Genomic DNA, 21628 nt, shown 5'->3' with positions numbered 1-21628 from the left:
TTTATTGTCGGCTCAATTTCAAAACCTTCTTCCTCGTATCCTTGTAAGTTCACACTATATTTATCTTTCATTCCACACCTCTCCACAAACAACTTCAACATTCCTAACTGACATTAAATATTCAGCACGTTTATTGCATTCCGATTGCGTGTATATATCTTCCGTTACAGGCACAACAGAACCCTGTATTAGCATGAGTAATACATATCCTATTATTTGCATTAATTGTTACTCTGAATTTTAGGTATAAAAAACCCTGCTAGTGCAGGGTAGGGGTTTTTATCTTTTTAATATTTTTTAATTTTCTCTTTCTTTTTGTGAATAGTTCAAATTTTAATATTCTATTAATTCTTTCGTCTTGCACTTTGTTTTTTATCCCATTGGTTGAATCATATTGTAAGAATAGAGCATATAATCTTCTTTCCAGAATTATAGTTTCATCGATTAATTTCTTAAGTGGTAAATAGAGATCATAACTAATTTTTAATGAATCATTGCAAGTTTGGCTCATCATTTGAATGATTGTTGAATTTATAAAAAATGAATACATTTTTTTATCTTTATTGTTTGATTTTTTTATTATAAAAGTATAGGCATCTTTTCTAAATCGAAGAGAAACATTCTCTAATTTATCATCCTTTATGTCTTTTTCTATATCTCTCAGTTTTATATAAAATTCTATTATTTTTTCTTTTTCTTCAGAAATGACATTACAGTAATGTTCAAAGTTCTGTTTTAATTCCTTTTTTTTATCATTTTTTTGCAATGCATATACTATAAAACCGACTACAATACCCATACCTGATAAAGTTGTAAAAAATGTAGAAATATAGTTTAGCATAACGCTTTCACCTTTAGTTTCCAAAGTGAAATAACCAACAATAATAATGAACCCAATTAGAAACCAAGCAACAACCCCAACAATACTAATAATAAAATCTTTCATTCCATTGAAATCATCTATATTCCGCTTCATATCCTAACCTTAACAAAAATGAAAACTGAAATCATACTCACATCCATGTGACTAATCCACTGTCAAAATGCCTCTTTAGTCTACTTTGCGAAACTCAATCACCCACACCCATTCGTTATTAATCCAGCCATCTTCGGCGTATATTGTATTCCACATCAAAGTAAACTCGGATGAGTAAGAGTTTTTATACCCATCGAATCCCTCTGCTTTAGCATCGCTTTCACTAATATCATTTATTTGCTGAACCCAAACATCAGTAATTTCAATTTTCCCTTTGATATTACCGTCTTTGTCTGCAATGTTGATGATGTCGCCAGCTTGTCCATAAGGGCAATCATCATCAATAAATCCGTGTCGCCACGCTGCGCATACTTGCTCGGATAAGGTGTAACCCTCTTGCCATGCATTAAGCTTACGTAACTCTTCCTCGGTTACTTTAGGCTGTGGCTCAATTGGTCGGCGCGTCTGTGTTTTTCTGCCATCCATAACAGCCTTTAGCATTACATCGTTAAACTTGATTCTGTCTTTCATCATCCCACCTTATTTGCTGAAAATACTGGGTCAAACTCACGATAAACTTCAAACGTGCCAAGATATTGGTCGTCAATCCATAGCATGAATAACAATGGCCATTGATCCTCCCATCCATCACAGTTATCGTGATAATATTCTGCACATGCTTCAATGCATGAATCGAGGTCATCATCAGCACTGAAGTTATGATCATCTGGTAATTCATAGAGGTTTTCTTCACTAATTCCTGACGGGTCTTCACCTCTGCCACCGGCTATATAAAACTGAACTATTGCCATTATTCATTCCTCTTCATTGCATCCCTGCGATATAGTGCTTAATTTCATTTCCTATCCATTCACCAACCTGGACACTAACGCCGTTTCCTATTTGGCGGTATGCGTCAGTCTGGCTCACGGGGAATTGAAACCAATCAGGTACACCTTGTAATCGCGCATATTCGCGTACCGTGTATGGCCTAACACCCATTGGAAAGTTTTTATCAGTTACTAATCGAGTGCTTTTATCTTTCGCATAGTGAGCAACGCAGGTCGGTGCGATATCACCATTTTGTGGATTACTGATAATAGGTTTGTCTCGGTATGCGCCATTCATTCTCGAATAAACAGAATTCGGTATATTGATTTCTGGTTCTTTTTCCAGGACATCAGCTAGCTTAATTGGCTTATGATTTTCTGGTGGGCGTGGCGTGAAATTCCTTTTCGTACCGATGATTATTAATCGGCTGCGCTTCTGTGGTAGCCAAGTTTCTGACTTGACAGGGCAAAAAACATTAACGTAGTAATCTGGCATTTTTTGCATTGCTTCCATGACAACTGGAAATGCTTTCATACCAGGTACATTCTCAACGACATAAAACTCAGGTCGCGCAATAGCTAAGTGACGCAATGCATGTAAAAACAATTCATCACCAGTTCTCACACCATGTATATCGCCGATTGTGCTGTATTTAGTGCATGGATAAGTAAATATCATGCCGTCACATGAGTCTTGTTCTAAAACTAACTCTTTTGTGATATCGCACTCTTTAATATGATCGCCTAAATTATGACGGTAGGTTTTGCAAGCAGATGTATCAATTTCAAATGCTTGCCCTATATTTATTCCAGATTGGATAATCCCAATATCCATAAGACCAGCACCGCTGAAATAAGAATTAACGGTTATCATATCTATCTCCTGTTTGCATCCTTGCACTGAGTAATACTTGCATCCTTTGGTTAAACGGGTAGGGTCAGAAGGGTATTTTTTGATCATCCCAATCTTGAGGGGGTTCGTTTTGTGGTGCTTGCGGTTGATGCGCTGATTGCTGTATCTTCTGGCTTCCCGCCTGATTTCCACCGTTACCACCAAAATCTAATTGATCAACGATAATTACTGGTGCTGATTTTTTCTCACCGTTCTGGCTTGTCCATTCTTCCATGACGAACTCACCAGTTACTGTAACCTTTGTTCCTTTGGTTAGGTGTGGAGGTAACTTTTCAGCTTTAGGGCCAAACATCTTGCAGATAACCCAAGATACTTTTTCGTGCTCTCCGTAACCTTGCTTCACTGGCAAACTAAAAGATGCAACCGCTTTACCATTCGGCGTCCATCGCTGTTCGCAATCTTTACCTAGGTTTCCACTTGCCGTTATTGTGTTAATTGCCATTAAGCAGCCTCCAACTCTGATTTCCTAATGTCATAAACTTCTTTCGCTTTTGCTTGTTCTGGCGTGTTGTCAAGTAACTTCCATGTTTTACCAAATTCAGACTTTAATGTTTTTATATTGCTAATATTCATGGCATTTCCAGTAAACTCAGACAAAACAGCATCAGGATTAAAATTTCTTTCTTGTTGTTTATGCTCGTTACTATCCGCATCCTTCGAATCATCAATTGCAAAAAGTCCATTTAAGCAATATTTACGAGCATAAGAACTTGTTGCCCCTGTCACCTGAGCGTCATCCATTCCTTTTTTTGACATTGGCTCTCTTGCCATCGCTGTTACGCTGTGAGAGTGCTCTCCATCCGTTAAAGTCGCAGTCGATTTGACATAAATTCTGTCGCCAACAGCAACAACATCATCCGTAATGCTTAAGACTAACCCATCCAGTAACGGCTTAACTGATTCCAGAATTCCTTCGCAACTCCTGTATGCGTAGTTACCGAATGAGTTATTTAGGTTCTTCGGGGCTTTTAAATTTTGCTGAATATTGGCTATTTTTTTGTAGAATTCTTTACTCATAATTACCTCCAATAAAAAACCGCCAGACTAGGCGGTTAATTGAAATGTCATACGTTTATGAATAGCTCTAACCCTGTCTACATCCCCCTTACAATACTCTGCTACAACTGAAATTTTTCCATCCTTAACAAAGTCCCAAACTTTACTTCCATCGATATCTTCACCGGTCTCAGAACCCTTAGCATCCAACCCGAGAACTGAGCACAGCTTATCTAGTGACACACGTCCATTATGACCAGCCCATACAGTCATCGTGTCGAATATAGCTTTATCCCATGATCTAGCTCCGAAAGGGATTACTCTTGGAGGTTTAACCCCAAGAACAACAGCGCGTTGGAATAGGAATTTGAGGTCAAAATCAGCTACGTTATGACCAATAAATACAGGTGGTACGTTTTTTGATGGGTCGTAATTGTCGTCAATTAGCTCAAATAAATCAGTGATAATTCTCTTTTCATTGGCTAGATAATCTTCCGCGTAGAAAGTTTTAGTTTCCCCGTCATTAATTGCTACACCAATCACGCAAACATGACCGAAACCACCATCAAAACTAGTCTTTTTCCAGTTTTCTTCTCCTACAATCTCTCGGTTTTCAGCTAGCCAAGCATCAATTGATTCTTGTTTTTTATAATTACCCGGAGCGGTCACGTCATCTATAAATTTTTGTCTAACTACTGGGTCTTGTGATGGTATGGTTTCGATATCAATATAAATATTCATTACAGCTCCTTAATTAAATTCACCTTGAAAGTCTTTCATTGGTACTGGCAATCCCTGCCGTCCTAACACTTCCGTTTGATACATAAATTCATCATGTTCGCGTTCCTGCGATTCTTTACGCTTCCCGCGTAATTCTTCTAACCACTGTTGATGTTGTGTCACGCAACCCTCCTTAGCTTAGAAACACGTAATATCCTATTAATAAAGGATTCCTTGCCAATCGCATTGATAATCCGTTCAAGCGATTCGTCGTCACAATCGAGCACATATTCCATTGCCTCAACTGAGTCTATTTCCGTTAACTTAGCCAACTCACTGAAACTTCCTGTCTCAATACTAAGCTTGCTACTTTCGTCAAATTCCATGACTGTTTTGCCGTCTACTACCCGAGTTCCGTTCGAGTATCTGTATGAAATTTGCATAATCACCTCAGCTTGCAAATGTCGGTATTACACCAACGGTTGTTACAATGACCACAGCTAAACTGAATAACCATGGGCTTGTACGTTTATTCTTACGTGCTTGAGGCGTAGTGATACGCACCGCCATGCCGTCACGCATAGCGCTGTAATAGTTAGTTTTCATTTTTACCTCGCCAGGTGAGCGATAGGGTGGTTATCTGGTGTTGGTGCGGTGGGTTACTGCTGACCGAGGGCTTTTGAGATTGCTTGTCTGGCTTTTTCTTCTACGTCAATTGCATGGCCAAGATAAAAGCCATCTGCTAGTACTTCTACGCCAATATTATTTGCAACTTCAATGTATTTAGCCATTGATTGCTGTATTGATTGTAAAGCCTCTAATAATTCTGGTGCTACTGCGATTAGATGGGCATCTTCTTCTTTAATTTCAGTAAGAAAGGATGCGACAACGTTATGATTATCATCAATCAAAAGAGAGTTTTTAATTACCCCACCCCTTAAATGCCAAGGCGCTGGACTATGCTTAAACTCCATATCACCCCCTAGCCTTTAACATTGCATCTGCCAACTCATAGGCTTGTTTTGCGTACACATCAAAATCGCCTTTGCATTCTTCAAATACAACAGGGCCATTTAATGAGCTAATGATTGCTAGCATACATTTAGCAGCGAAATAATCCCTAATTGTCATACCAGAGCCGCCACAATCAGAGCTAACCCAACAGTCCTTGCCTGAATCTAAAAATCCAGACTGAGGAAATGCATAACCACCAGTTTCTTTTTTCTCTGGTATATCTCCCAGCAAGTCATCAATATAATCTTCCTTATCTGTCATACTCCCTCCGTTATTAACTAATCCAACAGTTTCCATTTTGGAAATAGTTGGTCTATCTCCTATCTATTAATCATCAAGCCATTCAAGAAACTTAACTCATTAGCGGTTATTTAAGTTTCCGTTTTTTCGCTTGAGTTCTCTTTCGATCATAGTGGCAGTCCTCACCGCCCATTTATCGACAATTTTTCCATCCTCTACAACTAAAGCCATCTCCTCTGGCTTAACCATGCACTCAGCATCAAGATTGCACCCTTTGCATTTTTTGAACTGACTGCACCATTGATTGGTATCAATAGTCGTATTCATGCGGATAGTCCTGATATTGACTCATATCATCATCTGGGTGCTCGTCGAATTCTTCGATATCTTTTTCCATAATTAACTCCTATTAATCAACTCACCACAGCCCACAGAATGGACTGGGATTAGTTAACTGTAGTGAATTTCAACCCTGCAAATCGGATAGGTATTAAGTTGTTTATCACGTATGCATTTTTCTGCTTCTTCCAAATTATGAAAAGAATCACAAAATTTTATATTTTCTACTGACTTACCTTGATAGTCCTCATAATCTCCAGCAAACACCACATAATCTCTATTCATATCTACCCCCTCGCCGTAACCCCGAACTCACTGCTCGGCTGTTTTGTTTTAACTCCTGAAAATACTGCTACATTAGGTAAGCAACAGTTATCAGGTGTATGTATTTAGGTAATAAAAAACCCCGCTGTTGCGAGGCCTTATGTTAGTCGGTGTAAATCACCACTTTTTATTTGGATTTCTTTGATGAGCATGATTTACAACTCTATTCATAATGTCGTCTTTAGGTGCATTATCTTTTGTCTCGCAGTCTCTTGGTAAAGCCCCACTCATTAAGGCTCTATCAGTTGCTGTTAATGTTCCATTAGGTACTTCAATTGGTTTGTATGGGTCAACAACAACGCTAGGATCTGTTTCTTTAGCTATAAGCGCCTCAGATCTTTTTAATTCAATTAGCTTTCCTCTAGCCAAATACCTACGCATTTTAGAGTTAAGCTTTCCTGTTTGAGGAAGATACTTTATCTTCGCCATGTTAAGCCCTCGCAGTTACTTCTCCAGATTCTAACAGCGTACCAGATTTTCTATATTTAGCTGAGTAAATACTAGAATTTGGCAAGCAAGTATTATCTGCTGAGTCATAAACTTTAGTGCTACGAATTGAAATTGCTTTCTCAACTCGGCTAATAGGTTTTGTTTCAATCAATGGCATAGTGGCATTTAGAATTTGCTCTATTTGCTCATTAGCCAGCTTTTCAGCTCTCTTTCTTGCTGCATATCTATTTGCAGAGTTACCACGCAAGTGTTCAGGTTTACGTGACTTTTTAACTGTAATAGTTGCCATATATCCTCCAAACAGTTGGCTTTAGTGAGCACAGGGATCGAAACCATGTTATTTCTGTTTATACATGGGATGCTCTCCATGTCGTGGCAAATCTCCCTATGGTGGGGGTGAATGCCCTGTGCTCATTAAAACCTTCTGAGAAGGTTGACGCTTCAAGAGCGCCACCGTTCTGATGACTAATACACAGCTCGTCATCATCGTTGTTAAAGAACATCAACGTGCTGTGTTCCGTTGATGAGTTAAAATATACAGATAAAACTGTATTCAGTCAACAGATAAAACTGTAAAAATACAAGTGAATCTGTATTTGCATGATTTTTAATGAAATTTAGATATAAAAAAACCTGCTGGTTAGGCAGGTTTCATATTTGGTGTGGAGGTGGTTATCTTTTTCTTCGATAAATCCTGTGCTCAATCATGGTACCGATGATAATTAAAGAACCTTTTTCACTATCTAGTATAGGGTAATCATCGTTTAATGGTACTAATTCAAAGTGCTCTGTGCCATCTATATGAATATGTGTTGGCCTGTATTTTTTAAAAGTTGCTTCATTGTCGCCGTTTGATGCGACAACAAACTCACCTGGATTTGGGGCTATTTCAGGGTCAATGACAACAATATCCCCTGATTTAAAATCAGGCTCCATTGAATCCCCTTGGATTCTTAGCGCAAAAGCATCTTGTGATAAATCTTGATCTGTAAGGATATACTCAAAAGAACCATCACAATCTGTTATAGGAATGCTATGAGCCAAATTTCCCGCCTGAACGTAACTTATAAGAGGTATTTTTCTTGTGTTCACCTCTGAAATTGGTTGAATGTTATCTCCAGTCATCAACCACCCTGCATCACATTCTAACGCTTTAGCAATGCTAATTATATTGCGAGGTTTCTTAGTTTTCCCGTCTTCAATTGAAGCCCAAGACTGTTGTCTTATACCAGCCTTATCTGCAGCTTCTGTCTGAGTAAGCCCTAATAAATTTCTTCTCGATTTAACTCTATCTGCAAGACTCATGACACTCCCTCCTGTGAGTATTCTCACAGCAAATACTGTATTTGACAAACAGGCTTATCTGTTATCTAATACAGGTAAAACTGTATAGGAGAAAGCCGTATGGAAACTATCTCTCAACGTGTAAAGGCAAAACGTTGTGAGCTTGAAATGACTCAATCTCAATTAGCTGAACTTGTTGGAATCAAGCAACAATCGATTCAGAGAATTGAATCAGGTGATACGAAACGACCACGTTTCATTCTTGAGTTATCTAAAGCATTAAATTGCGATCCTCAATGGTTGCAATCAGGAACAAAATAATACCAACCGTTCTTTAACAACGCAGGGTTCTTGACTGCTACGGCGCCATTCTTGAAGTGGCAGATTTACCCACCAAACAAACAATCCGCTCATATGGAATGAGCCACGGATCATTACTGCTGTTCCCAATATGGGAAGTAATCTAAGAAGGAATTTAACAAATGGAACTATCAAAAACTATCAAAGTTGAATGTTCGTCAAATGAATTGATGAGCTTCTATCTAAAACAAATGTATTCAGTCGGAAATAACGGACTGGCAAAAATGCTAGGCATTCATCCATCAACTTCAAGTCGTGATAAAAATCGAATATTTGAGCTTGCTTGCAAGGCAATAACAGAGCTTGGATTACCACCTGATTCAGTCGCTATTAGTGAGAAACCAACAAAGGTTGTCATTGAGGGGGATTACGCAGAGAGATTGATTCAAATGCTTGAAGGGAAGGGAAAGATTAAAAGAAAAGCCCCAGAGGTAACTGAGGCTTCTCAACAAATGGACTTAACCATTTAGACTAACAAATACACTGTATCAATAACCAGTATTAAAGGGAAGCCTAATTTGAGCTTTCCTTTTGCTGATACAGCTAATTAATGGAGTAATTATATATGGATGAAGAGTTTTTAATAATGGAACCAGCCCCTCAGCTCTATTACCCGTATCTAGCAAACGAAGAGATTATAACTAAAGGGAAGTTACCAAGTGACTATTCTGTCGGTGGTTGGATCTATGTAATGAGCAATAAAAGCATGCCAAATATATACAAAATAGGCATGACGACAACCACGCCAGAAAGGAGAGCAAAGGAATTATATTCATCATCAGGCGTGCCGACACCATTTAAGGTTGAGTTGGCGTATTACTCACACTCACCAAGAGAAGATGAAAGTAGAGTTCATCGAATTTTATCTGAATTTCGAGTGAACGAAGCTAGAGAGTTTTTTGAAACATCACTAGAAAAAATTAAATGGGCATGCAATGAACTAGACCTTGAATGTCGAGAGCGTGACTTATCTGAAATAGCAGTTATGACAAATGTTATATGCACTGATAAAGCTGAGGAGTTGAACATTGAAGATATTTTTGAGCAGGAAGGAATTTACTACTTTGGCGATAAAAATGCGATAGCAGGAACAATGATAAGAATGGCGGTGCGTCTCATGTTAAAGGCAACTGGATTTTCATTTTATATAAATGATGGGGAAATCAGCCTGATAGAGAGAGCTGATGAACAATATTTCAGGAGAGTTGAGAACAGATCTCAGCGCGAGATACCAGATTTTATTAAGGAGCTAATAAATGGCCAGAGCAAGAAATATTAAACCAGGCTTTTTTACTAATGATGACCTTGCTGAATGTGATCCATTTGCACGAATCCTATTCGTTGGTTTATGGACTATTGCAGATAGAGAAGGTCGCTTAGAAGATAAGCCACGTAAAATTAAAGCTATGGTTTTGCCATACGATGATGTTGATTGTGAAAAATTACTCGCACAACTACACAGTAAAAACTTTATTACCAGATATGCAGTAGATGGGAATGAGTTTGTTCAGATTAATAACTGGAAGAAACATCAGAACCCTCACGTAAAAGAAGCGGCTAGTGAAATACCAGAACAAGTAATGCAACCTACTGAAAACAAAGGAGCACTAGAAAAGCACCATACAAGTACAGTGCAAGAATCAGAAGAGCATACAACAAATCCTGCTGATTCCCTTAACCTGATTCCTGATTCCCTTAACCTGATTCCTAATAACACCCAAGCCGAAAACACGGCTTGTCCTAGTGAGCCAGAAAATCAATCTGCAAGTATTCACCAAATGTCTAGCAAGTATGCATTCGAGGGAGAAGTGATCCGCTTAAACCACAAAGACTTTGCTGAATGGCAGTCGCTGTATTCAAACATAGACTTGGTGCATGAGCTAAAACGACTAGATATCGAGTTCAGATCCGCTAAGCCTAAAAACTGGTTTATCACTGCAAGCCAGAAGTTAAATTACCAAAACAAAAACCCTGGTAATTCATGGAAAGCCACGCCACCTAAGCGAGCTGTAAACGAGAATTTTGCATCCAAGGACTACGGTAAAACGGATGCGCCAACATGGATGAATTAAATCATGAACCTATCAGACAAAATCGAGCAAATCGAAAGGCAACTTGAAAACCTAAGCAAACCGCCAGCTGAAATACCGAACACCGAAGTAACGACTGTTGAATTAACCTGCTCTAAGCATGGCGCATATCAAGCCAGAACTCGCTCAAGTAAAACCGCGATATCAATTCCATCACGACCAACACCTTGCCCGCATTGCCTCATGGAAGAGCTGGAAGCCTTGAAGATAGAACAGCGTGATTATGACATGCGCTTCAAGAAGAAACTTACAGAAAAACTCCTTGATGAACTTCATGTTCCAGAGCGATTTAAATCTTGCACATTGGATAACTACGAGGCTGTGAACAAGGACGCTCAATATAATCTCAATGTTTGCAAAGCCTACGTTAAAAAATGGGAAGATCGCCTAAAAAATGGCGGTGGTTTAGTGATGTGTGGAAAGCCTGGCACCGGTAAAAATCATCTGGCATTAGCAATAGCAAAAAGTGTTGTTGAGGATTATCAGAATTCTGCGCTATTCACGACAGCCTTGCGAATTGCAAGAAAGTTTAAATCCACTTGGAGTAAGAATTCTACTGAAACAGAGTTTGAAGTTATTCGGATTTATACAAAGCCAGATTTGTTAATCATTGATGAGGTTGGTGTGCAATTCGGCACCGAGGCAGAAAAGCTGATTCTATTTGAAATCATCAATACTCGTTACGAGAAGATGAAACCAACAATTCTAATCAGCAACCAAACCAGAGAAGAATTAGGCGCATTCATTGGCGAGCGAGTTATTGACAGAATGAATGACGGCGGTGGTTGTACGCTGGCTTTTACATGGGATAGCTACCGAACAAGAAAGCAAGTTGCTTAACACGCAAGAGGATTTTTAGATGAAAGGAACAGAATTTAAAAAGTTGATGTGGCTCTACGCTGATGAGGCAATGATACGCAAGCGTAGATATGTGAGGGGCGGGAAAAAGACAGCGGACTGCAATCGAAAAATGCACAAACCATATCGTTGTGAAAAGGTTATGAATCGCCTTTTAAGAATTGATTCTGATGCGTTTGTTAAAAGACTAAACCGAAAGGAGGCATCTAATGCAGGGAACTAATTCAACTAAGAGCATTCAACTAGAAGTTCTTTACATGGGTAAAGATTGCATTTGTGTGATTTTTCTCAAAGGGCCTGCGCCAATAAATGTATTGCAGGACATTGAAACTCAGCTATTAAAAGATGCTGAAGAGCATGAGATGTTTAATAAGCACGGCACATATCAAATCAGCGTTACGAGAGACAACGGTGAATATGATAGCCATGGTCGATGTGAAATAGCGCCATATTGGGATTTCGACATTCAATCATTTGAACCAATGCCAGAGGGTGAATGATGGAATCACCACTTGCAAGAATGATTAAGCAACAAGTGTTTGATGCCAACGTTGCTCGTTTAGTTAAACTCAACGATGAGCAATGGGATTTCATACTGAATGACCAAGACAAATGCGCGTGGGCTGGCGGTAACTACTACGGTCACGATTATCATGAGTGGGAAATTCTTATAGCTCACGATATTAAATACGTTCAAACAGGATTGAGAGAGGCGTTGATATGAACGAACTCAAGAAATGCCCTGAATGCGAATCAACAAAAGTTGGTGTCGCCAAAAAACTAAAATACCTAATGTGGTTTGTAATTTGTCATTGTTGTGAATATCGAAGCATGGCGCAACCATCAGAGATTGAAGCAATTGCAGCATGGAACAGGAGAGCTAACAGTGAGTGATACGGAGGTGTAATTGACAAATGATATCTGTCTCCATAAATCCAACCTCAAAGGAATTTTCAAAACCCTCTCAGAAGTAACAGAAACCGGTAAGCGGTACCGAATCAAAATCACCGAATGGCGTGAACTCAGAACAATACCAATGAATAAAACATGGCGAATGTGGGTAGAAACCACAGGCGACTGGCTACGTGCGCGTGGCGTTGTCATTGATATTAAAAATGGTGCTGGTGAGGTCGTTTTATCAAAACCAATCACTAACGAAGAAACCCATGAATATTTTGTCGGTCACTGGTTGGGTCGTGACGAAAACGGAGAGCGTGAGAAAACTAGCCGGATGGATAAAACGAGGATGCTCATCATGATGGAGAAACACGAAGCGTGGTGCATTGAAAAAGGCATTCCAATCATCATCCCGAATGACAGCGAATACATGAAACTAAAGGATAAACAAGATGAGTAAATACGACAGACCATGCAAAGGCGTAACAATCGATGTGTATGACGTTTTAAAGGCCTTTGAAGTAACTAACCCAGCATTACAGCATTTAATTAAAAAAGCTCTCTGCGCTGGATTGAGAGGTCATAAAGACAAAGAACAGGATTTATGTGAAGTGCTGGCATCCGCAAAACGGGCTATTGAGTTGGAGGCTGAGAAATGACTGAAGAACAATACAGGACTTATGCGAGAGTGATAGTTGTTGGTCGTGAATTCATCTCATTTAATCACAACACTATTTCAGCGGTAACATGTTTAACACCCGCAAGAGTCGGAACTATTTTAAGAAAGCTACTTGCATTTAAGTGTGTAGAGCATGTTGAAACAAAGAGCCGTAAACGCACTCGCCCAATTAATAACTATGCAGTAACAGACGATGCAATCACTCGACTGAGAAGCCAGTTTGAAAAAGAGCGACTGGCTAATTTACCCCTATTTCCAAAAGCAAAGAAAGTCGAAGCAAAGAAACCTAGAAAAGTTCTGGATGATTTTATGTGTGGATTGTCATTTGTCGATAAAGCCAATATTGCAGGCATGGGTAATCCGATGTTGATGAAGTTTGATTCATTATTGAGTGGGGTGAGAGCGTGAAAACAAAGTCAACAAAAATGGAGTTGGTCAAGTTTGAAAGAAACGAAAACCTATTTCTCAAGGAGTATAACGTTACTCACAATAACGAGACTACAAAGCTAGAGCAGAAAATATCTATTGCCAGAGATAACTTTGGAAAGTTTGAGGTAGATATTGAAATGGATGGATTCCCTCGCATTAGTGATGAAACCGAAGCACTGCTCAAATACGGAGAATGGCTAGAGCGACTAGGTATTGTCATTAAACGTGAAGCTAAACGTGCGGTAAAGCGAGGCGTTCAATGAACTGCCAATCATGCAATAGACCGTTAACAGATGATGAAATTTATGTGTGTGCTCAGTGTGCTGATGAATACGCTCATTTGGAAGTGATGGATAAAATCAAAGGAGAGGGAGATGGCTAACTTACGCAAAGAAGCTCGAGGTCGTGAATGCCAAATTAGAATACCGGGAGTGTGTAATGGTAATTCTGAAACTGTCGTCTTGGCTCATTATCGAATGTCTGGCATTTGTGGCACAGGAATAAAGCCTAATGATGTATTTGGTGCTTGGGCGTGTAGTGCTTGTCACGATGAATCTGATAGGCGTACTCACTACGTCGATGCTGAATACGCAAAGCAATGTCATTTAGAGGGCGTTATTCGTACTCAGGATATTCTCATCAAGGAGGGTAAGATTAAGGTATGAACGAGTATCACTTAAAACTGCCGTGGCCACCGCAAACAAATCACTTATATACAATAGCAAGAGGGAGAAAAGTAAAAAGCACGAAAGGTAGAAATTTCAACAATGCAGTAATCAATCAAATCACCAAAGCAAATCAGCAGTACAACCTATCTGGCAAGTTAAAAATAAAGATTATCGCCAACCCTCCAGACCGAAGAAAACGTGACCTCGATAACCTCCTGAAAGCCCCATTAGACGCACTGACGCAAAGCGGTGTAATTGCTGACGACAGTATGTTTAAAAGCATAAAGATTGGCTGGGGTGAAAAGGTTACTCATGGCTCATTAGATATCACGATATGGGAGATAGATGATGTTCACTGATTTAATCACAGCTATTGAAGAAGCCAGATATTTAAAATCCAAATCAGGCGGTCGAGTTAACTTCTGTGTAATGCAGATTATGAACTATATGGAAGTAGTCAGCGGTCTGATGGAAGGTGTCAGGGTTTTATATACAACTGCGAATGATGATTATCACACAGTATTACCGGAGGCGAGATGAGCTATAACGGAGAAAAGGAATTAACAGATGAGCAATTTCGCTGGCTAGATGGATGGTTAAATCTGTGGGGGGCGTGGGTATATTCTGGTCGTATCGATATTCGTATGATCAACATGATTTATAAATTCATGCAAACAGTAGAGCCAAGTAAAAACCCATCAAGACCTATGTGCAATGACGATGAAGGAATGTTGATTTCTCAGGTCGTAGATTCAGTCATCGCCACTGACACACAGGCTTATGGAATATTACTAAGTTATTACGCTCATGGTTCATCTAAGTTGTCGATTGCATCTTACTATCACCGAGTTGCAAAACCACGCAAAATGCAAACGAGAGGGGGAAATAAATACGGCAAGCCATCTCATAGAACTTGCAGGAGAGAAGTTGACGAAAAACTAAAAGCTGCTCAGTGGTTATTGTACGAACCTCTGCGAAATGCAATGAATAATCGTAAACGTGTAGCTAAAGTAAAGAAAATAACTGAACTTTGCTATTGACATTAATGGACAAATGGACAACAATTATAAGGTAAGTTGCTTTACGTGACTCTTAAGTTTACTTACCTCATTCAAGACCTCGCTTCGTCGGGGTTTTTTGTTATCTGATTAGTGGATAATGCTAAAGCCAGTTAGCACCAGTAATAGCCTGACGCTCGGAAATAGGAAACTTGGGAATGCGGTAGAGCGCATCGAATACCGAGATTGTGGGAGATTGGCACCTACATCCACTTTATTTAATTCCCCCGAATTCGAGGGAATAAGTTTTTGATATTATTCCAGAGTGCTTATTTGCATTGTGGTAATCCAACCATCCGGAATTACCGGATAGTTCACATTCAGAAGATCGCTTAGGCGGTCTTTTTTCGTATATGCCGACCACAGAATCAATCACAACACCTCACGTTCACACAAGAGCTGTGAGTCGGCGTTCTATTAACTAATTCCTCCAAATAGGGGGTGAGTATGAATCATATGAAAGAAACCCCTGAGTTTTGGGATCAAGTATTCCAAGTTATCGCCTCTCATAAGGAGCAAGGAATTAGCGCGTCACTAGCAACTGGCATGGCAATTCTGCGTGGTAAGTACAACGGCGGTGGCTGGAAGAAAACGTTATTTGATGGTGCTATGTGTGCGTTGTTTGCATGGTTTGTAAAAGACCTCTTGACGCTACTTGGCCTTAATCATGAATTGGCATATCTGGCTAGTGTATTCATTGGGTATGTCGGTGTGGATGGATTAAGTAAACTCATTAAGGGTAAGGCAGGGCTGAAAAGTGAGTAAGTTTAGATTAAGTAGACGTAGCGAAGAAAACCTCCGTGGCGTTCATCCTGATTTGGTTAAAGTAGTACATCGAGCATTAGAAATTACCGATATTGATTTTATGGTGATTGAAGGTAAGCGTAACGAAGCTCGACAACGACAATTAGTTGCAAGCGGTAAAAGCCAAACGATGAATAGTCGTCACTTAACTGGCCACGCTGTTGATTGTGCTCCGCTGGTAAATAATCAGATCCCTTGGAACGATTGGTCATACTTTAAAAAAGTAGCTGATGCCATGATGCAAGCGGCGAAAGAGTTAAGTGTCGATATCGAATGGGGCGGTAACTGGAAAACATTTAAAGATGGCCCTCATTTCCAATTAACCCATAAGACATATCCCGCATGAATACGCTAACTAAGGTATTAGCTGGACTACTGGCAATATCTGCATTCTGGCTATGGTGGGTAATAGATGACTACGACAAATTAAGCAAAGATTACAACACAGCAACTAATCAGTTATCTCGCCAGCAATCTGTTACAGAAAACGCCAACCGAACATTCAGGATTATCAACAATGTCTCATCACTTAATAGCGAAGAGCGGAATAGGTCAGCCGTGGATTCTGAAAAAGTTAAAACGGTTATCAAAACTGTTCTTATCAATAATGATTGTGCCAATACTGCTATTCCTAGTGACGCTCTTATCAGGATGCACGACTATTCAGAAAGAATACGTGCCAGTGGAGCACATAGCGATACCAGCACACCTAACCACTGATTGTCTATTACCCTATATACCAGAACAAATGACATGGGGAGAATCGTTAATGTTAAACATCTCCCTGTTATCGGTTATTGAGCAATGTAATTCAGATAAAAAAGCAATACGGGAAATTGAAGAGAATAGATAAAAAAATACCCTATGAGTTTGGGTAACATAGGGCGGTTAAAATGAAGCAAAAAATAAATACTTAGCAAGTATACAGTTATTGCCAGAAATAAAAAAGCGCCCTGATAGAGCGCAAAGTAGAACACATAGAATGTATTAGATATCAACACTGGGTTGATTGAGATTTAAGTATAATTACCTGTACGTAAACTTACAAATCCAACCCATCTATTATTGAAATAAATCAAATCGATTTCCATGCATTATTAATGCGTCATTAATGCGTCGCATTGTCGCTGTCTCCTATGTTAGCCATGACCTGCATTACCTCACAGTGAGCGCATAGTGAGAATCAAAAACAATGAATACCACCATTTTGTTATTTTTCGGTCATTATCAGCAACGTCAGCTGTAGGTAGAAGAAAGGGCGTGACAACCGGAGAGACGAGTACAATTTATAAGAGTCAATCACAAAGCCTATTTTAACGAATGGGCTTTTTAATAGGCTAAGGAGATAAACACAATGGCAAAACCGGATTGGGGGATGCTACAACAACAGTTCCTCGCCGAACATGCTATAACAGGAATATCCCCTAAAGAGTGGTGCGAACTAAAGGAATTAAACTACGCAACAGCTCGACGATATATCAAAATATCCAGTGCGCAGAATGCGCAAAAAACTGCGCACAAGAAATTGCGCACTGCGCAGAAAAAAGAATGCGCAAAAAAGCCAATGCACAATAGTGATATACCCGATGCGCAGAGTAATGAATCAAGTAATGCGCATGATGATGAAAACACCTTTAGTCTGCGCAATTACGGGCTAACTGAACAACAGATTAAATTTGTTAGTGAATACCTTATCGACTTAAATCGAACGGGAGCATATAAGCGAGCCGGTTATAAAGGTGAGGGAAATACAGCTTATGTAAATGCTACTCGCATGCTAAGAAATGCTAAGGTTTCACGAGCAATCACAGACGCATTAGCAGAACGGGAGCGCAGAACAGAGATAACCCAAGATGCCGTATTAAAAATGTGGTGGGATATCGCAACAGCAGACGTTAACGAGCTGACCGAATACCGACGATTATGTTGCCGTCATTGCTGGGGCTTTGGTTTCAATTATCAGTGGCGTGATTCAATAGAGTTTGAAGATGCTACTAAAAAAGCGCTCACAACCAATAAACCACCTCCACAAGATGTGGGAGGCTACGGTTACGATGAAACATTAGATCCAAATCCTGATTGCCCTCGTTGTAATGGTGCTGGTATTGGGCGTGCGTACTTTCATGATACGCGTGACTTAACAGGGCCAGCTCGTCGAGTATTTGCTGGCGTGAAAGAAGGGAAGTTTGGTGTTGAGGTTATTACTCGTAATCAAGATGAAGCGCTTAAGATGGTTGCACAGCATTTAGGTATGCTGAAGAACAAGACGGAATTAACGGGTGCCGATGGTGGACCTATCAAAACAGAGATAGCTAACTTGTCACCTCAAGAAGCATCTGACGCATATAAGCAAATCATGGGGTAAATTGATAAAAATAGCGGTTTCATTGAAAAATTAGGCTATGCAAAATCACACCTATTTTATGCACGTTTTATTCATTCTAAATTGTACCCATTTCAATAGATAACTTAGATAAATAGCGCTTACACATAGAAAATACACTCAGTTGATTTTCGGTAGGGCGTGTAAGCATCATTATGTTAAATAGACATTGAATTAAAGAAATTTACTATGCCCATCCCATTCCCGTTTGATTTTAAAAATCCTGACTACCCGCAGGTATTTGAATGGCGAATGGAACGATTAACACGAATTCGCCAAAATCCAGAATCTATACCAGCACTCAACGCTTACTACAAAGATAATCCAGCTCAATTTATTATTGATTGGGGAATGACGTATGACCCACGAAACCCTGAGCGAGGTTTACCTTCTTATATCCCATTTTTATTATTTCCTCGACAAGAGGAATGGATTGAATGGTTTATCGAACGATGGAAAGGGCAAGAGCCTGGTATTACAGAAAAGACGCGTGATATGGGGATGAGTTGGCTAACGGTCGGCTTATCTTGCACTGTATGTAATTTCAATCGTGGTATTAGTGTCGGCATAGGTAGTCGTAAAGAAGAGTATGTCGATAAGATCGGGGTACCTAAATCACTGTTAGAGAAAGCCCGTATCTTCATGTCTTATCTGCCGGCTGAATTTCGTTTTGGTTGGAATAGAAACAAAGACGCACCACACATGAGAATAAAATTTCCTCATACTGACTCAATCATATCGGGTGAGTGTGGTGATGGTATTGGGCGAGGGGATCGCGTAAGTTTTTATATTGTTGATGAGTCCGCTTTCCTCGAACGGCCATCTCTTATTGACGCTTCTTTATCAGCTACAACTAACTGCAGACAAGATATTTCAACGCCAAATGGAAATGCTAATAGCTTCGCTATCCGTAGGCATAGCGGAAAAATACCAGTATTTACATTCCACTGGAGAGAAGATCCAAGGAAAGACCAAGCATGGTACGACAAGCAGGTTGAAGTTTTAGATCCCGTTACAGTCGCTCAAGAAATAGATATAGATTACAACGCATCCGTTGAAGGGGTGATTATTCCTTCTGCATGGATACAGTCTGCAATAGACGCACATATCAAGTTGGGAATTGAACCAACAGGTAAGCGCCTTGGTGCTCTTGATGTGGCTGACGAAGGTATAGATAAAAATGCCTTTGTATCAGGAAAAGGAATATTGATTGATGTTTGCGAAGAGTGGAGTGGCAAAGGTGCTGATATCTATCAAACTGTGGTTAAGGCTATCAATTTAGCCAGTGATTATGGTTGTAGTGAGGTTCTATATGATGCTGATGGTATTGGTGCCGGTTGTCGTGGTGATTCAAGACAAGTCAATGAAGAACGGAAGTTATCTGGTTTAAATCCTATTACCTTTTCTGCTTACAAAGGAAGTTCTGGTGTACTAAATCCGGATAAGGTTTTAATGAAAGATGCCAGCGGTAGAAATATTACGAATAAGGACTTTTTCCAAAACTTTAAATCTCAATCTTGGTGGCATTTGCGGACATTGTTTTTAAATACCCATAGAGCTGTTAATGGTATGAAATATGATCCTGATGAGATTATTTCGTTATCTTCAAAGATGTCATCTTTATCGAGATTAACTTCCGAACTCTGCCAGCCAACGTACACAAAAAACTCAGCAGGTAAAATCGTCGTTGATAAAAAACCTAACGGTGCTAAGTCTCCAAACTGTGCTGATGGCTTAGTCATTCTTAAATCTCCTGAGAAAAGAAGCGGTAGTTTCTTCACAACTAAGAGGTAATTCTATGTGGTGGCCGTTTAAGAGGCGAAAAACAGAACCACTCGCACCGGTTAAACGGTCAGCATTCACAACTGACTTATATCCTGCGCTGGCGCGAGAACGAGGCTTTGATGGGATTGATTTACCGCAACCCACAATTGCAGGTGTCGCGATGGATAGTATTGATAGCTATGTGCCCTCATTTAAAGGTGAGCAGGTTTACGGTGTGCCTGAGTCACAGGCTTCTTGGTATGCCTCACAAATGTTTATCGGCAACAATATGTGTGCGGTTATCGCTAAACATTGGCTGGTGGATAAAGCCTGTAATATGCCAGCTCGTGATGCGATACGCCAAGGCTACGATATTGATTGTGATAACGACGATGATCGCGCTATCAGTAAAAAGCTCCGTAAACGCGATAAAAAATACCGCATTACACATCAGCTTAAAGAGCTGGTTCACTTTGGGCGTGTATACGGCGGTCGCTTAGCATTATTCGTTGTTGAGACATCAAACCCGAAAGAGTGGTATGAAAACCCGTTTAATATCGATGGTGTGACCAAAGGCATGTACAAGGGGATTAAACAGATTGATCCACAATGGGTAACACCTGATTTAACGGACGCCAATGTTCAAGATCCTGCCAGCATGGATTTCTACGAGCCAACCTATTATGTGATTGGTGGGCGTAAGTATCACAAGTCTCACTTTATTAAGTTTGTGCCGTTTCCAGTGCCGAATGTCTTGAAGCCAATGTACAACTACTTTGGCGTATCAGTGCCAGAACGTATTTATGAGCGTGTCTACGCTTCAGAACGTACCGCCAATGAAGCACCACAACTGGCAATGACCAAGCGTTTGCTTACGATGGGGATTGCAGATCCAGAAAGCGCTGATAAGGATATTATTCGCGAAAATATGCTTTATTTTATGGAGATGCGCGATAACTACGGTGTGCAAATGACGGGCAGTGAAGATACGGTTCAACAGTTCGACACCTCATTAGCGGATTTAGATGCCACGATTATGACGCAATATCAGCTGGTGGCATCGGCTTCCAATGTACCCGCGACAAAACTGCTAGGTACTACCCCGAAAGGCTTTAACTCAACGGGTGAATACGAAGAAGCCAATTACCGCGAAGAGCTTGAAAGTATCCAATCAAATGACCTTGAAGAGCTATTACAGCGCCATTACGACATGTTAATGCGTAGCGATGGTTTACCTGTGACAGAAATCTCTATCACGTGGGCGCCACTTGATAGCCCAACGGCTGTTGAGAGTGCGGATATTGAGCTTAAACAAGCACAAGCCGATTCAGCTTATGCAACAACGGGGGCGATTGATGGGTTAGATATCCGTAAGAAACTGGCCAGTGATAAAGCATCTAGCTATTACGGCATTGAAGTGAACGAGGCAGATTATGTCGAGGCGAATACGAGTACGAACGAAGCGAGCGCAGTGGGCAACTTCTCGCCAAGCAATAATGAAAGGGAAGCCCCTGCAGTATTCAGTAGCGCCCTCTAGTCGTTATCAAGGTGA

The 21628-nt window shown here is 40.1% G+C and carries 41 protein-coding genes; 24 read left to right on the top strand and 17 right to left on the bottom strand.

From position 1 onward, the window contains the following. Window positions 1-259: 259 nt before the first annotated feature. From DK861_RS05640 to DK861_RS05575, 17 genes are all read right to left on the bottom strand, one after another. Window positions 260-976: a hypothetical protein gene (locus DK861_RS05640; RefSeq protein ID WP_109399501.1), complete on the bottom strand. Its 717-nt coding sequence runs from the start codon at window positions 974-976 to the stop codon at window positions 260-262. Window positions 977-1051: 75 nt separating this feature from the next. Further along, the gene (locus tag DK861_RS05635; RefSeq protein WP_109399500.1) at window positions 1052-1507 is read right to left on the bottom strand and encodes an ASCH domain-containing protein; all 456 of its coding nucleotides are present in this window, start codon (window positions 1505-1507) and stop codon (window positions 1052-1054) included. Next, window positions 1507-1788 carry a hypothetical protein gene (locus DK861_RS05630; protein WP_109399499.1) on the bottom strand — a complete coding sequence of 94 codons (282 nt, stop codon included), beginning with the start codon at window positions 1786-1788 and terminating at the stop codon, window positions 1507-1509. Before DK861_RS05630 ends, DK861_RS05635 begins: the two co-directional genes overlap by 1 nt. A 13-nt stretch (window positions 1789-1801) precedes the next feature. Further along, window positions 1802-2680 carry a DNA cytosine methyltransferase gene (locus DK861_RS05625; protein WP_109399498.1) on the bottom strand — a complete coding sequence of 293 codons (879 nt, stop codon included), beginning with the start codon at window positions 2678-2680 and terminating at the stop codon, window positions 1802-1804. A 64-nt stretch (window positions 2681-2744) separates the two neighbouring features. Next, on the bottom strand, window positions 2745-3161 hold the full coding sequence (locus tag DK861_RS05620) for a single-stranded DNA-binding protein (protein WP_109399497.1): 417 nt from the start codon (window positions 3159-3161) through the stop codon (window positions 2745-2747). Next, on the bottom strand, window positions 3161-3736 hold the full coding sequence (locus tag DK861_RS05615; protein ID WP_109399496.1) for an ERF family protein: 576 nt from the start codon (window positions 3734-3736) through the stop codon (window positions 3161-3163). The genes DK861_RS05620 and DK861_RS05615 overlap by 1 nt, the downstream gene beginning before the upstream one ends. Window positions 3737-3763: 27 nt before the next feature. Further along, window positions 3764-4456 (bottom strand): hypothetical protein, encoded by a 693-nt coding sequence (locus DK861_RS05610; RefSeq protein WP_109399495.1) that lies wholly within the window; start codon window positions 4454-4456, stop codon window positions 3764-3766. Window positions 4457-4465: 9 nt separating this feature from the next. After that, complete coding sequence (locus tag DK861_RS18265; protein ID WP_204101252.1) at window positions 4466-4618, bottom strand: hypothetical protein; 153 nt, start codon at window positions 4616-4618, stop codon at window positions 4466-4468. Next, a complete protein-coding gene (locus tag DK861_RS05605; protein ID WP_239452135.1) occupies window positions 4615-4821 on the bottom strand; it encodes a hypothetical protein in 207 nt (68 codons plus the stop codon). The genes DK861_RS18265 and DK861_RS05605 overlap by 4 nt, the downstream gene beginning before the upstream one ends. 64 nt (window positions 4822-4885) lie before the next feature. Then, window positions 4886-5041, bottom strand: coding sequence for a hypothetical protein (locus tag DK861_RS18260; protein ID WP_204101251.1), 156 nt, complete (start codon window positions 5039-5041; stop codon window positions 4886-4888). A 53-nt stretch (window positions 5042-5094) separates the two neighbouring features. Beyond that, window positions 5095-5409 (bottom strand): hypothetical protein, encoded by a 315-nt coding sequence (locus DK861_RS05600; protein ID WP_109399493.1) that lies wholly within the window; start codon window positions 5407-5409, stop codon window positions 5095-5097. 1 nt (window position 5410) lies between these two features. Further along, complete coding sequence (locus DK861_RS05595) at window positions 5411-5710, bottom strand: hypothetical protein (RefSeq protein WP_109399505.1); 300 nt, start codon at window positions 5708-5710, stop codon at window positions 5411-5413. 99 nt (window positions 5711-5809) lie between these two features. Continuing rightward, a complete protein-coding gene (locus DK861_RS05590) occupies window positions 5810-6016 on the bottom strand; it encodes an antirestriction Ral family protein (protein ID WP_109399492.1) in 207 nt (68 codons plus the stop codon). A 123-nt stretch (window positions 6017-6139) separates the two neighbouring features. Beyond that, window positions 6140-6313, bottom strand: coding sequence for a hypothetical protein (locus tag DK861_RS18155; RefSeq protein WP_162556760.1), 174 nt, complete (start codon window positions 6311-6313; stop codon window positions 6140-6142). A 156-nt stretch (window positions 6314-6469) separates the two neighbouring features. After that, window positions 6470-6781, bottom strand: a complete 312-nt coding sequence (locus tag DK861_RS18405; RefSeq protein WP_239452134.1) for a hypothetical protein — start codon at window positions 6779-6781, stop codon at window positions 6470-6472. 1 nt (window position 6782) lies between these two features. Then, the gene (locus tag DK861_RS05580) at window positions 6783-7091 is read right to left on the bottom strand and encodes a hypothetical protein (RefSeq protein ID WP_109399491.1); all 309 of its coding nucleotides are present in this window, start codon (window positions 7089-7091) and stop codon (window positions 6783-6785) included. A gap of 383 nt (window positions 7092-7474) precedes the next feature. Next, entirely contained in the window at window positions 7475-8107 is a 633-nt protein-coding gene (locus tag DK861_RS05575) for a S24 family peptidase (RefSeq protein ID WP_036935821.1), read from the bottom strand. 99 nt (window positions 8108-8206) lie between these two features. On the opposite strand from DK861_RS05575, the gene DK861_RS05570 reads away from it, so the two are divergent. The 24 genes from DK861_RS05570 to DK861_RS05455 all read left to right on the top strand — a co-directional run bounded on the left by DK861_RS05570 (window position 8207) and on the right by DK861_RS05455 (window position 21613). After that, window positions 8207-8407, top strand: coding sequence for a helix-turn-helix transcriptional regulator (locus DK861_RS05570; protein ID WP_109399490.1), 201 nt, complete (start codon window positions 8207-8209; stop codon window positions 8405-8407). Between the two features lie 161 nt (window positions 8408-8568). After that, complete coding sequence (locus DK861_RS05565; protein WP_109399489.1) at window positions 8569-8916, top strand: hypothetical protein; 348 nt, start codon at window positions 8569-8571, stop codon at window positions 8914-8916. A 95-nt stretch (window positions 8917-9011) separates the two neighbouring features. Beyond that, window positions 9012-9725 (top strand): GIY-YIG nuclease family protein, encoded by a 714-nt coding sequence (locus DK861_RS05560; RefSeq protein WP_109399488.1) that lies wholly within the window; start codon window positions 9012-9014, stop codon window positions 9723-9725. Beyond that, window positions 9703-10518 (top strand): hypothetical protein, encoded by an 816-nt coding sequence (locus DK861_RS05555; RefSeq protein WP_109399487.1) that lies wholly within the window; start codon window positions 9703-9705, stop codon window positions 10516-10518. The genes DK861_RS05560 and DK861_RS05555 overlap by 23 nt, the downstream gene beginning before the upstream one ends. Before the next feature lie 3 nt (window positions 10519-10521). Next, complete coding sequence (locus DK861_RS05550; protein ID WP_109399486.1) at window positions 10522-11376, top strand: ATP-binding protein; 855 nt, start codon at window positions 10522-10524, stop codon at window positions 11374-11376. 19 nt (window positions 11377-11395) lie between these two features. Continuing rightward, complete coding sequence (locus tag DK861_RS05545) at window positions 11396-11617, top strand: MarR family transcriptional regulator (protein WP_109399485.1); 222 nt, start codon at window positions 11396-11398, stop codon at window positions 11615-11617. Continuing rightward, window positions 11604-11894 (top strand): hypothetical protein, encoded by a 291-nt coding sequence (locus tag DK861_RS05540; protein ID WP_109399484.1) that lies wholly within the window; start codon window positions 11604-11606, stop codon window positions 11892-11894. Before DK861_RS05545 ends, DK861_RS05540 begins: the two co-directional genes overlap by 14 nt. Further along, window positions 11891-12118, top strand: coding sequence for a hypothetical protein (locus DK861_RS05535; protein ID WP_109399483.1), 228 nt, complete (start codon window positions 11891-11893; stop codon window positions 12116-12118). The genes DK861_RS05540 and DK861_RS05535 overlap by 4 nt, the downstream gene beginning before the upstream one ends. Continuing rightward, window positions 12115-12288, top strand: a complete 174-nt coding sequence (locus DK861_RS05530; protein WP_109399482.1) for a Lar family restriction alleviation protein — start codon at window positions 12115-12117, stop codon at window positions 12286-12288. Before DK861_RS05535 ends, DK861_RS05530 begins: the two co-directional genes overlap by 4 nt. Window positions 12289-12301: 13 nt before the next feature. Next, on the top strand, window positions 12302-12751 hold the full coding sequence (locus DK861_RS05525; protein WP_109399481.1) for a hypothetical protein: 450 nt from the start codon (window positions 12302-12304) through the stop codon (window positions 12749-12751). Next, window positions 12744-12950 (top strand): hypothetical protein, encoded by a 207-nt coding sequence (locus DK861_RS05520; RefSeq protein ID WP_066747538.1) that lies wholly within the window; start codon window positions 12744-12746, stop codon window positions 12948-12950. Before DK861_RS05525 ends, DK861_RS05520 begins: the two co-directional genes overlap by 8 nt. Further along, window positions 12947-13378: a hypothetical protein gene (locus DK861_RS05515; RefSeq protein ID WP_109399480.1), complete on the top strand. Its 432-nt coding sequence runs from the start codon at window positions 12947-12949 to the stop codon at window positions 13376-13378. The genes DK861_RS05520 and DK861_RS05515 overlap by 4 nt, the downstream gene beginning before the upstream one ends. Further along, a complete protein-coding gene (locus DK861_RS05510) occupies window positions 13375-13662 on the top strand; it encodes a hypothetical protein (RefSeq protein ID WP_109399479.1) in 288 nt (95 codons plus the stop codon). The genes DK861_RS05515 and DK861_RS05510 overlap by 4 nt, the downstream gene beginning before the upstream one ends. Next, entirely contained in the window at window positions 13659-13781 is a 123-nt protein-coding gene (locus DK861_RS18565; RefSeq protein WP_275425643.1) for a hypothetical protein, read from the top strand. Before DK861_RS05510 ends, DK861_RS18565 begins: the two co-directional genes overlap by 4 nt. After that, a complete protein-coding gene (locus DK861_RS05505; protein WP_109399478.1) occupies window positions 13774-14064 on the top strand; it encodes a DUF1364 domain-containing protein in 291 nt (96 codons plus the stop codon). The genes DK861_RS18565 and DK861_RS05505 overlap by 8 nt, the downstream gene beginning before the upstream one ends. Continuing rightward, window positions 14061-14426 (top strand): RusA family crossover junction endodeoxyribonuclease, encoded by a 366-nt coding sequence (locus DK861_RS05500; protein ID WP_109399477.1) that lies wholly within the window; start codon window positions 14061-14063, stop codon window positions 14424-14426. Before DK861_RS05505 ends, DK861_RS05500 begins: the two co-directional genes overlap by 4 nt. Then, on the top strand, window positions 14416-14607 hold the full coding sequence (locus DK861_RS05495) for a hypothetical protein (RefSeq protein ID WP_109399476.1): 192 nt from the start codon (window positions 14416-14418) through the stop codon (window positions 14605-14607). The genes DK861_RS05500 and DK861_RS05495 overlap by 11 nt, the downstream gene beginning before the upstream one ends. Further along, window positions 14604-15107 carry an antiterminator Q family protein gene (locus DK861_RS05490; protein WP_109399475.1) on the top strand — a complete coding sequence of 168 codons (504 nt, stop codon included), beginning with the start codon at window positions 14604-14606 and terminating at the stop codon, window positions 15105-15107. Before DK861_RS05495 ends, DK861_RS05490 begins: the two co-directional genes overlap by 4 nt. Window positions 15108-15572: 465 nt before the next feature. After that, window positions 15573-15890: a phage holin, lambda family gene (locus tag DK861_RS05485; protein ID WP_109391273.1), complete on the top strand. Its 318-nt coding sequence runs from the start codon at window positions 15573-15575 to the stop codon at window positions 15888-15890. After that, window positions 15883-16275 carry a M15 family metallopeptidase gene (locus tag DK861_RS05480; protein ID WP_109399474.1) on the top strand — a complete coding sequence of 131 codons (393 nt, stop codon included), beginning with the start codon at window positions 15883-15885 and terminating at the stop codon, window positions 16273-16275. The genes DK861_RS05485 and DK861_RS05480 overlap by 8 nt, the downstream gene beginning before the upstream one ends. Further along, window positions 16272-16649: a hypothetical protein gene (locus DK861_RS05475; RefSeq protein WP_109399473.1), complete on the top strand. Its 378-nt coding sequence runs from the start codon at window positions 16272-16274 to the stop codon at window positions 16647-16649. The genes DK861_RS05480 and DK861_RS05475 overlap by 4 nt, the downstream gene beginning before the upstream one ends. Before the next feature lie 634 nt (window positions 16650-17283). After that, the gene (locus DK861_RS05465; RefSeq protein WP_109399471.1) at window positions 17284-18294 is read left to right on the top strand and encodes a terminase small subunit; all 1011 of its coding nucleotides are present in this window, start codon (window positions 17284-17286) and stop codon (window positions 18292-18294) included. A gap of 207 nt (window positions 18295-18501) precedes the next feature. Further along, window positions 18502-20106 (top strand): TerL protein, encoded by a 1605-nt coding sequence (locus DK861_RS05460; protein WP_204101250.1) that lies wholly within the window; start codon window positions 18502-18504, stop codon window positions 20104-20106. 4 nt (window positions 20107-20110) lie between these two features. Further along, window positions 20111-21613, top strand: a complete 1503-nt coding sequence (locus DK861_RS05455; RefSeq protein WP_109399470.1) for a DUF1073 domain-containing protein — start codon at window positions 20111-20113, stop codon at window positions 21611-21613. The last annotated feature ends 15 nt before the right edge of the window (window positions 21614-21628 follow it).

This window comes from Proteus sp. TJ1640, assembly GCF_003144445.1.
GTDB classification, from domain to species: domain Bacteria; phylum Pseudomonadota; class Gammaproteobacteria; order Enterobacterales; family Enterobacteriaceae; genus Proteus; species Proteus penneri.
The sequence above is the reverse complement of the archived record's forward strand: the minus strand, read 5'-3'. Positions and strand labels throughout refer to the sequence as shown.